10 protein-coding genes and 1 pseudogene are annotated in these 12268 nt (G+C 42.8%); 8 read left to right on the forward strand and 3 right to left on the reverse strand.

Annotated features, from left to right (window positions below; all coding sequences use genetic code 11):
- Positions 1-294 precede the first annotated feature (294 nt).
- From LC605_RS05675 to LC605_RS05685, 3 genes are all read left to right on the forward strand, one after another.
- Positions 295-519, forward strand: a complete 225-nt coding sequence (locus tag LC605_RS05675; RefSeq protein ID WP_229546593.1) for a hypothetical protein — start codon at positions 295-297, stop codon at positions 517-519.
- A gap of 360 nt (positions 520-879) precedes the next feature.
- A complete protein-coding gene (locus LC605_RS05680; RefSeq protein WP_229546594.1) occupies positions 880-1890 on the forward strand; it encodes an ABC transporter ATP-binding protein in 1011 nt (336 codons plus the stop codon).
- On the forward strand, positions 1891-2700 hold the full coding sequence (locus LC605_RS05685; protein ID WP_229546595.1) for an ABC transporter permease: 810 nt from the start codon (positions 1891-1893) through the stop codon (positions 2698-2700).
- 49 nt (positions 2701-2749) lie between these two features.
- Here the strand turns inward: LC605_RS05685 and LC605_RS05690 are convergent.
- Positions 2750-3125 (reverse strand): annotated as a pseudogene (locus tag LC605_RS05690) (four helix bundle protein).
- A gap of 68 nt (positions 3126-3193) precedes the next feature.
- Complete coding sequence (locus tag LC605_RS05695) at positions 3194-3397, reverse strand: hypothetical protein (protein WP_229546596.1); 204 nt, start codon at positions 3395-3397, stop codon at positions 3194-3196.
- Between LC605_RS05695 and LC605_RS05700 the strand changes: the two genes are divergently transcribed.
- The 4 genes from LC605_RS05700 (at position 3382) to LC605_RS05715 (ending at position 8621) form a co-directional block, all read left to right on the forward strand.
- Positions 3382-5151, forward strand: coding sequence for a Gldg family protein (locus tag LC605_RS05700; RefSeq protein WP_229546597.1), 1770 nt, complete (start codon positions 3382-3384; stop codon positions 5149-5151). The genes LC605_RS05695 and LC605_RS05700 overlap by 16 nt on opposite strands.
- Before the next feature lie 446 nt (positions 5152-5597).
- A complete protein-coding gene (locus LC605_RS05705; protein ID WP_229546598.1) occupies positions 5598-6221 on the forward strand; it encodes a DUF4340 domain-containing protein in 624 nt (207 codons plus the stop codon).
- Between the two features lie 620 nt (positions 6222-6841).
- Positions 6842-7696, forward strand: a complete 855-nt coding sequence (gene purU, locus LC605_RS05710) for a formyltetrahydrofolate deformylase (protein ID WP_229546599.1) — start codon at positions 6842-6844, stop codon at positions 7694-7696.
- Between the two features lie 220 nt (positions 7697-7916).
- Positions 7917-8621 carry an ATP-dependent Zn protease gene (locus LC605_RS05715; protein WP_229546600.1) on the forward strand — a complete coding sequence of 235 codons (705 nt, stop codon included), beginning with the start codon at positions 7917-7919 and terminating at the stop codon, positions 8619-8621.
- A 592-nt stretch (positions 8622-9213) separates the two neighbouring features.
- Here the strand turns inward: LC605_RS05715 and LC605_RS05720 are convergent.
- Entirely contained in the window at positions 9214-10437 is a 1224-nt protein-coding gene (locus tag LC605_RS05720; RefSeq protein ID WP_229546601.1) for a glycoside hydrolase family 10 protein, read from the reverse strand.
- Between the two features lie 467 nt (positions 10438-10904).
- On the opposite strand from LC605_RS05720, the gene bchI reads away from it, so the two are divergent.
- Positions 10905-12050: a magnesium chelatase ATPase subunit I gene (bchI, locus tag LC605_RS05725; RefSeq protein ID WP_229546602.1), complete on the forward strand. Its 1146-nt coding sequence runs from the start codon at positions 10905-10907 to the stop codon at positions 12048-12050.
- Positions 12051-12268 lie beyond the last annotated feature (218 nt).

The raw sequence follows: 12268 nt of genomic DNA on the forward strand, positions 1-12268 counted from the left end.
CCCCTTATTAAGGGGGATTTAGGGGGATCTAAAAAGTTAGGAGACTAAACGAGTAGTTTGAAAACACGCCCTAAAACCTTTCCCCCCTTTTTTAAAGGGGTCGCCATAGGCGAGGAAATCTTAACCGAACCGTATTGGGTGGGGTTCTTATTTTTGATTTATAGCGATTCTCAATTGCATGGAATACAGACCTAACCCCCAGCCCCTTCCCTACAAGGGAAGGGGAGTAATATTCAAAGCCTCTCTCCTTTTAGGAGAGAGGTTTGGAGAGAGGTCAAACTGTATTGCATCCAAGTGAGAACCGCTATATGCAAGAGGTCTATTGTTCCGACTGACAATGCCATTGTTCCGACTGACAATGCCATTGTTCCGACTGACAATGCCATTGTTCCGACTGACAATGCCATTGTTCCGACTAACAATGGCATTGTTTCAACTCACAATGCCATTGTTCCGACTGACAATGCCATTGTTTCAACTCACAATGCGATTGTTTCAACTCATATCATGTCCGCATAATTAGTTATAATTCCCACAGTCATTGCACCCCACACGCCAGATGCTCTACTTGGGGAGACCCCAAGACCGCACTGGCTCCCCTTAATCCCCTCCCGAAGAGCGGGGAGGGGAGACAAAGCGCAGCTTTGGCGGGGTGGGGTTCTTCGGGCCTAGTTAAGTAATCAGCCTGACATGATATCACAATGGACTTCCAAATAAAAAAATACTCAACTACTTCTTGTGTCGCCCACCCCACAAGATTGAGTAATTTATTTGTTGTCAGTCCCTTATTGTTGGCTAATCTTAGTGCCAATCCCCCATACCCAATATCGTGATCTAAGATTATTGGGTATCCTATAAATTGCGATCGCCACTAAACCGATGATCGAAGTTGAACATCTGAGTAAAATATACGGCTCCACCCCAGCGATTACTGATGTCACTTTTAGCGTCGAACCTGGGGAGATTTTAGGGTTGTTGGGGCCCAATGGCGCTGGAAAAACTACAACCATGCGGATTCTGGCTGGTTATTTACCGGCAACTAATGGAAATGCCCGGATTGCTGGTTATGATGTCCATGAAAATTCCCTAGCTGTACGCCAACGAATTGGTTATTTACCTGAAACACCGCCCTTGTATCCAGAGATGACGGTGGAAGGATTTTTGCATTTTGTCGCCCGAATTAAGGGAATATCAGCAGGCGATCGCCGCAATAAGGTCACAGCCGCTATCGAACGCTGCAACTTAGAAGATAAGCGGCGGGTAATTATTCGCAAACTCTCTAAAGGATACCGCCAAAGGGTAGGAATTGCTCAAGCGATCGTCCACGATCCCCCAGCGATCATTTTGGATGAACCCACCGTCGGACTCGATCCCCGACAAATAATTGAGGTGCGGAATTTAATTAAAAGTCTCGCTGGTACTCACACAATTATTCTTTCTACCCACATTCTCCCAGAAGTGAGCATGACTTGTAGCCGCGTCGCCATTATCAATCGCGGCAAAGTTGTGGCAACTAATACACCAGAAAACCTGATGACGCAGTTGACAGGTGGCTCAGGATATGAGTTGGAAATAGAAGGAGAAGTTGCCCTTGCGAAACAGGTATTGCAAAAAGTTGCGGGTGTAAGTCTGATAGAATCAATTCCGACAGCCGGAATGCACGGTCATCAACCCCAGACAAATCGCGCTTACCTGCGGGTGATATCGCAACCGGGAAAAGAACCAGGACGCGATATTGCCACAACATTAGTGCGTGCAGGATTCGGTTTACATGAATTGCGGCGTGTTAACGCCACCCTAGAAGATGTATTCTTGCAACTGACCACAGAAGAAAAGAATTTCGATACCGAGGTAGATTTAGTAGCAGACAACGAAGGAGAGGCAGCATAAATGGGTGTAGTGCTGAGTAATATTATTGCCATTTATCGCCGAGAGTTGCAGAGTTATTTTGTATCGCCTTTAGCTTATGCGATCGCTGGCGTATTTTGGTTCATCGCGGGGTTATTCTTCGTGATGATTTTGCTAGGCCCAGATGGCATTTTGGTAGGAGTCGCCGCCCTAGATTTACAAGGACAACAAGGAGTACCAGTACCGCCCATAGATGTGCCCTACGAATTTATCCGGATATTTTTGGATCGCATGGGGTGGCTATTCTTGTTTATCTTGCCAATACTCTCAATGGGACTCTATGCCGAAGAACGTAAGCGGGGCACTTTAGAACTGTTAGCCACCTCACCAATCACCAATTGGGCGGTAGCTGTCGGTAAATTATTAGGCGTGGTAACATTTTCAATCACAATGGTTTTACCCATGCTAGTGTTGGAAGCGATCGCCATCAGTGGCTCAAATCCACCAATGATGCCCTCAATTCTCTTGCTGGGTCACTTCGGATTAATCTTACTAGCAGCAGCAATTTTATCTGTAGGAATGTTTATTTCCTCATTAACAGACAGCACAATTTTGTCTGCCGTTCTCACCTTTGCAGTAATCTTATTATTGTTATTGATTGATTTAATCGCCAAAATTGTCCCTGGGCCCGTAGGCGAAGCTTTAAGTTATCTGTCGTTGCTGAAACATTACAACACCTTAATTCAAGGAATTTTCGATACCAGCACCTTAATTTTATTCGCCAGTTACATTTTTTTGGGCATCTTTCTCACAGCTCAATCAATTGATGCACTGCGCTTTCAAAGGCAATAGTTATTTGTCATTTGTCATTTGTTATTTGTCATTTGTCATTTGTCATTTGTTATTTGTTATTTGGTACATTGCCAATTGAGTTTAGGTAGGAGTTTAATTTTGGTGCTAGTTCGTTAATGATTGTTTTGATTGCATTTATCTGTTCGGTAGTTAAAAGGTTACGAGTGTAAGCTCGTCTTAACCAATGTTGAGTTTCATTCAAAGAGCCTCTCGCTATTTTTATAAAACGTCTATTTTCTTGAAAACTACCTCTTCCTAAACCTTCTGCTATGTTGGCACCAATACTATCTGCCGAACGTACAATCTGTTTACCAATCGTATCTTTTGCAAAAAAAATTCCATCCTTCAACAATTTTCCAAATGTCATCTGCTAATTGTTCTGATAATTGATAAACCTGTAAATCTTGGAAACGCTTTGTTGCCATTTATCCAGTTGTTTTGCTTATTTTTAGTCATTCAATTTTCGTCCATATATTTTTAATTGTCACTATTTTTAGACCAATAACCAATGACCAATGACCAATGACCAATGACAAATGACCAATGACCAATGACAAATGACAAATGACCAATGACCAATGACCAATGACCAATGACCAATGACCAATGACCAATGACCAATGACCAATGACCAATAACCAATGACAAATGACCAATGACAAATGACCAATGACAAATCATATGAAGATAGTTGCAAAAAATAAACTGTGGAAATATCTGTTTTGGTTAGGCCCGTTTCTAATTACTGTCGGCTTAACAGTTGGATTAGTCTCTCAACAGTGGGGACTAATTCCCTTAGCATTTCTAATTACAGGAATTGTCATCAGTGCATTGGGGATAATATGGCAAAGCTACCAGAGTAACTGGTGGAACCGTCGTTCTACCCAAGCTGGGACTAATGCCCTAGTGGTGACTCTAGCAGTATTGGCAATTTTGGGATTAATTAACTTTTTAGGAACTCGCTACCACTTGCGGGTAGACTTAACAGAAGCTCAATTGTTTACCCTTGCGCCCCAGTCACGGGAATTAGTGAGTTTCTTACCACAGCCAGTTAAAGTGTGGGTGTTTGATATTAACCAGAATCCCCAAGACCGAGAACTGTTAGAAAATTATCAGCGCCAAAGCTCAAAATTTAAATATGAGTATATCGACCCCCAAGCTAGACCAGGAATTGCAGAAAAGTTTGGTGTCAAAGATTATGGCGAAGTTTATTTAGAATCTGGCGATCGGCGGCAATTAGTACAAACAGTAAATCAAAATGAACGCCTGTCGGAAATCAGATTAACTAGTCGTCTGCAACAACTAACAAATACAACCAAAGCCAAAGTTTACTTACTGCAAGGTCATGGCGAACGCCAACTTTCGGCTGGTAAAGATGCAATATCACAAGCAGTTCAGGGATTAGGCGACAAAAATTTCACAACATCACCACTGAATCTAGCAGAAACCTCCAAAGTTCCTCAAGATGCGGCTGTAGTCATAGTAGCTGGCCCCAAGCGAGGGCTGTTTGAAGGCGAAGTCAAAGCTTTACAAGAGTATCTTAATCGGGGCGGTAACTTACTGCTGATGATTGATCCCAATACCGATCCCAAACTTAACAACTTGCTACAAGAGTGGGGTGTTCGTCTAGATAATCGTTTAGCAGTCGATGTTTCTGGCGAAAGCGTTGTGGGACTTGGCCCTGCTGCGCCCTTAGTGACACAATACGGACAACATCCAATTACGAAAGATTTCGGTAACGGTAATTCTTTTTATCCGATTGCACGACCACTAGAAATTACCTCTGTACCTGGTGTCGAAGCTACTCCTCTACTGCAAACCAAACCCTATCCCAACAGCTGGGCAGAAAGTGACCTCCAAAGCGAAAAATTGGAGTTTAATGCAGATAAAGATCTCAAAGGGCCTTTGACCTTAGGTGTTGCTTTAACAAGAAAACAAACACCCAAATCTCCTTCCACTCCCCAAGCTTCACCGACACCTTCACCCTTACCATCACCAACGACTCAAAGCAAGACTAGCCCCACTCCTTCCCCCTCCCCCAATACTCCGCAAGCTTTACCTCTACCATCACCAACCACCCAAGGCAATGCTTCCCCCACTCCCCCATCTCCCTCATCTCCCTCATCTCCCTCGTCTCCCCCCACTCCCCCCACTCCCCCCACTCCCCCATCTCAAACAGCCGTCGAGTCGCGGTTAGTGGTTTTAGGAAATTCCAGTTTTGCCACCGATGGCTTATTTCAACAGCAACTAAATGGAGATGTATTCCTCAACTCAGTTACTTGGCTGAGTAAACAGGATCAGCAACCCCTTTCCATTCGCCCCAAAGAACCGAAAAACCGTCGGATAACTCTGACCACTACCCAAGCCAATCTTTTAATATCATCATCTTTGTTGGTCTTACCTTTAATTGGTTTGGGGGCAGCAGTTATGATCTGGTGGAAACGACGGTAAGAAGTGAGTTAGGAGTTAGGAGTTAGGAGTTAGGAGTTAAGAGTTAGGAGTTTGGAGTTTGGAGTTTGGAATTATAAATATTAGACATCTGCTGAAAAAGAATTGTTTTGACGTAGCAGTGCTACGTCTCTACAAGGGTTCTGGGTAACGCATATTTAATTTCACCAGATGTCTATTAAGTACCTGAACAGAATTAATTACATATTAGCTATTTATCAATCCTTTGCCAGTCAAGGATTTAAGTCCAGGTTTTTGTGTAATTAATTTTGTCCGATTAAGTAAATTGGCAAGAATAAACCAAACTATATTACGAAACGTAAATACACCTTAAACCTTTATAAATCACGAAGGACAAATGACAAATGACAGCCTTAGCTAGTTAGCTTTATTTGCCTCGCTTTACTTACTTAGCTTTTTACTGCTGACAAATGACAAATGATTAAAAAATGAAATTTCCGCGAACGACTTTAATTTTGATACTGCTAGCGCTGGGTTTAGGCGGTTTTGTTTACTTCTATGAAATTCGTGGTGCAACTGTGCGAAAAGAAATCAAGGCACAAAAGCAGCAAATTTTCTCTTTTGAAGAAGATGATGTGCAGTCTTTAACAGTCAAGACAAAAAAATTCACCGTGATTCTGGAACCTAACCTGAAATCTAGTAATCCCAAGTGGTTAATCAAATCTCCAATATCGGAACCAGCAAATTATGCTATTGTTTCTTATTTAATAGATTTATTGGTTAAAGGTAAGAGCGATAGCACTTTATCAATTCCAGCAAAAGAGGTTGGAGAATTTGCCTTAGATCAACCCCAAGCAACTATCAATATCACCCTGAAAAACCGACAAAGCCATCAGTTGATTTTGGGGAAATCTAATTTTAACGGTAGTTTATTGTATGCTCAAACTGACCCGGCGACAAAACCTGATGGGAATATAAATGTGCTGTTGGTATCTACAGATTTTGCCAATGCCGTGAATCGGGAATTATCAGAGTGGAAACAACCTGTAGATAATAGTCAGAAACTACCTGGATTTAGTACCCCTTTACCAACTCCAAGAAATGGTAAATGAGCAATTACCCTTTTTGTGGTATATTTCGGCAGTACACAATCAACTTAAAGTCAGGGCGAATCCCATTGGTAAATTTAATGTTCTGACAATTCAGGTCATGTGGAAAATCTCTCTTCTATTTCTCTCTTCCTTTAAGGAGAGAGACTTTGAATTTCCCCCTTAGAGGATGTTTGAGAAGTATTGTTGGTAACATCTAAGCCCCCAAACCTTGGAGGGAATGGGGGTTTCAAAGCCTCTCGACCCTTGTCTAACGACAGGCTGACGCCAACGGGGAGAGGTTCAAAGAGGCGTTTCTAGTATAGTTTACGACTTTTCAAACAACCTCTTAGAGTATCGGGAAGGGAGTGAGGGGGTTAGGTTTTTGGTGGACTTTTCCACATAACCTGAATTGTCAGATTTAATGTTAAGTTGACTTCAAATCCAGGGCTATTTGATTCTAGACATAAACCACCCGGAACTGAAGTTCCGGTCTAATAGCTAAAGTCCGTTAAAACGGACTATAACTTTTTCTCAGTCGTCTAAAGACTAGTTTCGCTATTAGACTTAGAATTAATTCTGAGGCGGTCTAGATGAGAGTGAAATACCCCTGCTTAAAATCTCAATCGTTTTTCTAATTTACTATGACAACTCCGACAGCAACATTGCTAATTTCCTGCCCCGATCAACGGGGACTGGTGGCGAAATTTGCCAATTTCATCTATTCTAATGGTGGCAATATTATCCATGCAGATCAGCATACAGACTTTGCTGCTGGGTTATTTCTCACACGCATTGAATGGCAGTTAGATGGGTTTAATTTACCGCGAGAATTTATTGCCCCTGCATTTAATGCGATCGCTCAACCTTTAGGTGCTAAGTGGGAAATACGTTTTTCTGATACTATACCACGTATTGCTATTTGGGTGAGTCGGCAAGATCATTGTTTATTTGACTTAATTTGGCGACAACGTGCCCAAGAATTTATTGCTGAAATTCCTTTAATTATTAGCAACCATTCTAATTTAAAGGTAGTGGCAGACCAATTTAATATCAACTTCCAGCACATTCCCATCACTAAAGACAATAAATCAGAACAAGAAACCCAACAACTAGAATTACTACGTCAGTACAAAATAGATTTAGTCGTGTTGGCGAAATATATGCAGATTGTTAGTGCAGATTTTATTAGTCGATTTCCACAAATTATTAATATACATCACTCATTTTTACCAGCTTTTATCGGAGCAAATCCATATCACCGAGCTTTTGAAAGGGGTGTGAAAATTATTGGCGCAACGGCTCATTATGCTACTGCTGATTTAGATGCAGGCCCAATTATTGAACAGGATGTAGTGCGAGTTAGTCACCGTGATGAAGTTGATGATTTGGTGAGAAAAGGCAAAGATTTGGAGAGAGTTGTATTAGCAAGAGCGGTGCGATCGCACTTACAAAACCGTGTATTAGTATATGGTAATAGAACAGTAGTATTTGAGTGATTGATTTATATCTGATAATAGTTGTTCCATTGACCCGCGTTTTTGTTGTTTCTAGGCTGCAAGTTGTTTTTCTAAAATCAAAAAGTCAGCAGTTGCAAGGGATCTTTTCGCTAGCGATCGCTACAATCACCTTGAGACAAAAGCTATGCTGCATCTGTGCCCGTCGTACACATTGCCTCATAATTAAAGAAAGATTAAGCAGATTCTCAGAAAACTCTCAATGAGCCAGACTAGCCTAAATTTAGTTGCAATATCCATCTTTCTCATGACCCTATCGGTACTGCTAGGGCCATTCTTAAACTTGTCGCCAGCAGTACCAGCGATCGCTACCTTCACCATCTTAGGCATAGCGACATTAGATAGTTTCAGCTTCCAAGGCAAGGGTGGTACTATCTTTTTAGATTGGATTGGTGGTTTTTCTAAAGAACACCGCGATCGCATCGTCCACCACGAAGCAGGACATTTTTTGGTCGCTTACCTATTGGGTATTCCCGTTACCGGCTACACACTCAGCGCTTGGGAAGCCTGGAAACAAGGGCAATCTGGGCAAGGCGGTGTTAGCTTTGATGATGGCGAGTTAGCATCTCAACTAGAAGTAGGTAAAATCAGTGCCCAAATGTTAGACCGGTACTGCACTGTTTGGATGGCGGGTATTGCTGCTGAAACCCTAGTTTTTAATAACGCTGAGGGTGGAGGTGATGATAAAAACAAGCTGATGGGAGTCTTGACAATTTTGGGCTTTTCTGAATCAGCTTATCAGCAGAAACTGCGGTTTCATGCCCTCCAAGCAAAAACCCTACTGCAAGAAAATTGGTCTAGCTACGAGGCTTTAGTTAATGCCATGCGACAAGGTACTTCGGTAGAAGATTGTCATGCTGAATTAAGCGACAAAATCTCCCCTCGCCGTGAACGGGGAGGGGATTAAGGGGTGGAGTGAAATGACTGTGGAATAAGCTTTAGTTTTGAGGGAGCATCCCAATAGACATAGGAGTGAAAATGAATGTAGAGACGTAGCACTGCAATGTAGAGACGTAGCAGTGCTACGTCTCTACAAGGGTTTCAGGCAACGCATAATTAATTTCACCAGATGTCTAATGCAAGCTTAAATCTTTTCCCTCACCCCCAGCCCCTCTCTCATGTTTGGGAGAGGGGAGACATAATTCTAGTTCCCCGAATCTCATGTTTGGGATTCGCGGTTAGGGGATGAGGGTAGCCCTGTCAAGGTTTTTGCACATTTAGGATGCTCCCAGTTTTGACAGTTTGTAGTAAGGACTTTAGTGCTTAAAAATAAGGACTAAAGTCCTTACTACGAACTACTCCCTTCCCGCCATAAGATTACCTATCTCTTCCTTTGCGTTCAACTCTTACGAGACGCACTTGCGTTTGCGTCCTTCTCCCTTGGCGCTAGCCTCTTTCTTTGGGAGAAGGGGAGACGCTAACGCGAATGCGGTTCGTTAAAAAATTTAGGTATTCTTTGAGCGGGAAGGGAGTAATTAACATTATCTTGAACAGAAGTGTTATTCAATTCTGGCACGGAGCGCGGGAGATGGAAAAAGAGCTTCAAATCCAGCTTGTCGCTCCTCTAAGGGTTCTAGAGCATCATTCCAAAGACTCTCATAATAAAAGAAGGTTACACCTAGACCGCGTTCTTGGGCAGCCCGCACCTGAGACTTAATTTGCTGCATGGGAACTGGATTATTTCGTAACCCTGTCATAATGCCAATTCCAGTTGGAATTATTTGTTGCGCTTCTTCAATTTCTGGGCGGGAAATATTTGCCACAAAACTTTGCAGATTCGGACGGTAAATTTGCACAATTAACTCATCCACAATATCTTGCCGCATCCAAGTCAGCCAGTCTTGCAGTTGAAAGTTGTAAGCAAAATCATAATAATTGGGAGCAACTGAGAAAATCCCTTGGGGTTTTCTCTGCTTCACAGCTTGGTTAAGTTGTACCATGAACGCCGTAATTTTATCTGCCCGCCACTTTACCCAGTCTGCATCTTGGGGATTACTTGGGGGAGCATTATCCGTTTCTTGGGTGTACAAGGCAACTGTATATTGATCGTAGCCAAATTCGTGGGGCAAACTCATATGATCGTCAAACTGAATGCCATCGGCATCATATTGGGTGAGAGTTTCCAGCACAAGATTGGTGATGAACTGTTGCACTTCTGGATGGAAGGGATTGAGCCACATCACCTCACCAGCCGCACTGATCGAAGTCTGGCTACCATCCCGCTTTTGTGTGAACCAATCTGGATAATTTAGTGCTAGTTCTGACGTTGGGGGAGCCATGAAACCAAATTCAAACCAGGGAATTACTAGCAATCCTTTGCGATGGGCTTGATTAATCAGGTCTGCAAGAATATCATGTCCATCTGAACCTTTGTAGACAAAAGGTTGAATACCTGCACGTTGTGCTACAGCACTGGGATGCATCACATAGCCAGAATTCCACACCACAGGATAGATGGTGTTGAAGTTCATCCGCCGCAGTTGACTCACTGCATCCTGCACTTTGGCGCGACTCTTGAGGGTGTCAAAATCATTATTAGTCATCCAAACGCCGCGAATTTCCTGACGGGGTAGCTGTGCGATCGCAGGGGTGAAACTGTCTAGCAGCAATACCGTAACAAAGGATATTAAGATTAGAATTGGAAAAAGATACTTGAAAGATATTTGACGACAAGCTGCTATCCATCTACGCCGCCAACTTTGAACAATAAAAGATGATTTCATAGATTTGAATGATGCATTAACTACCTACACACGTCATTGCTCGTTTTTATAATGAAATCTACTAATGATCTAGTTTACAAGTATTTATGCTTACTAGAGGATTGATGAGTTGGTAGTTGTTCATTCCCTGCTTATGGAACTTTTGCACCAGAAAAACTAAAGCAGACCTAGCGAAGTTATAAGGTGCTTGACGCAGCTAGTAGTCATTAGTGCCCAATAGACATAGGAGTGAAATTAAATATGCGTTACCCAGAACCCTTGTAGAGACGTAGCAGTGCTACGTCAAAACAATTTTTTTTCACTCCTATGTGTAATAGGCATTGAAATATGGCATTGGGAATTGGCCATTGGGCATTAGACATGGTTATTGTCATTGTCCCCTCATCCACTCATTTTCACATTCCCTCACGCCCTAGCTGTGTCACAATAGAGAACTGTAATAAGAAAAATATTGTTAAGGTAACTTAGTGAGTCCAACTGCTCAATCCACGGCAAGTGCGCGTCGCGTAGTATTTCCTTTTACGGCAATTGTGGGCCAGGAAGAAATGAAACTGGCGTTGCTATTGAACGTGATTGACCCCAAAATTGGTGGTGTAATGATCATGGGCGATCGCGGCACCGGTAAATCCACAACTATCCGGGCGCTGGCGGATCTGCTGCCAGAAATTTCTGTGGTTGCCAATGACCCCTTCAGTAGTGATCCTAGCGACCCCGATTTGATGAGCGATGAAGTTCGCCAACTGTTAGAACAAGGGGCCCAAATTCCCGTAGATCACAAAAAAGTCCAAATGGTAGACCTGCCGCTAGGAGCTACAGAAGACCGAGTTTGTGGCACAATCGACATCGAGAAAGCTTTATCTGAAGGTGTCAAAGCTTTTGAACCGGGACTGCTGGCAAAGGCTAACCGAGGCATTCTCTATGTGGATGAAGTCAACTTACTAGATGACCACCTTGTAGATGTGTTACTCGACTCCGCTGCCAGTGGATGGAACACTGTAGAACGAGAAGGTATTTCTATCCGTCACCCAGCACGTTTCGTTCTTGTGGGTTCTGGAAACCCAGAAGAAGGCGAACTACGCCCCCAACTGCTCGATCGCTTTGGGATGCACGCAGAAATTCACACAGTAAAAGAACCAGTCTTGCGGGTGCAAATCGTAGAACAACGGGCGGATTTTGACCAAAATCCGCCAGTATTTCTCGAAAAATACAAACCCCAACAAGAAGCATTACAACAGCAAATTGTCAATGCTCAACAGCTTTTGCCAGAAGTGAAAATTGACTATGATCTGCGGGTGAAAATTTCTGAAGTCTGCTCAGAACTGGATGTAGATGGTTTGCGGGGTGACATTGTTAGTAACCGTGCAGCCAAAGCCTTAACAGCTTATGAAGGACGTACTGAAGTTACAGTTGATGATATCCATCGCGTAATTACGCTATGCTTGCGTCACAGACTGCGGAAAGACCCTTTAGAATCGATTGATTCTGGCTACAAAGTCGCCAAAACTTTTAGTCGCGTCTTTGGCGTTGAACTACCAGAAAATGATACTGCACAAAAAAATGGCATAGGTCAAAAGTTAGGAGTTAGGAGTTCGGAGTTGGGAGTTAGGAGTTAGGAGTTCGGAGTTAAAAGTTCGGAGTTAAAAGTTAGGAGTTATACCAATTCACGAAAAGCCTGATACAAATAAAGCATCCAAAATAAATCCATAACCTGTAATAATGCTAGTGATAGCTATTTAGGCAGTGTCTAGACCAAGAAACCAGGCATCCGCTCAATAAATCGGGGCGAACTACCAGTTCAGGAACGAGTTTACGCCATTTGAGCCTTGTCACT

Origin of the sequence: Nostoc sp. CHAB 5836, assembly GCF_020829445.1 — a bacterium.
In the GTDB taxonomy this organism is placed as follows: Bacteria; Cyanobacteriota; Cyanobacteriia; order Cyanobacteriales; family Nostocaceae; genus Nostoc.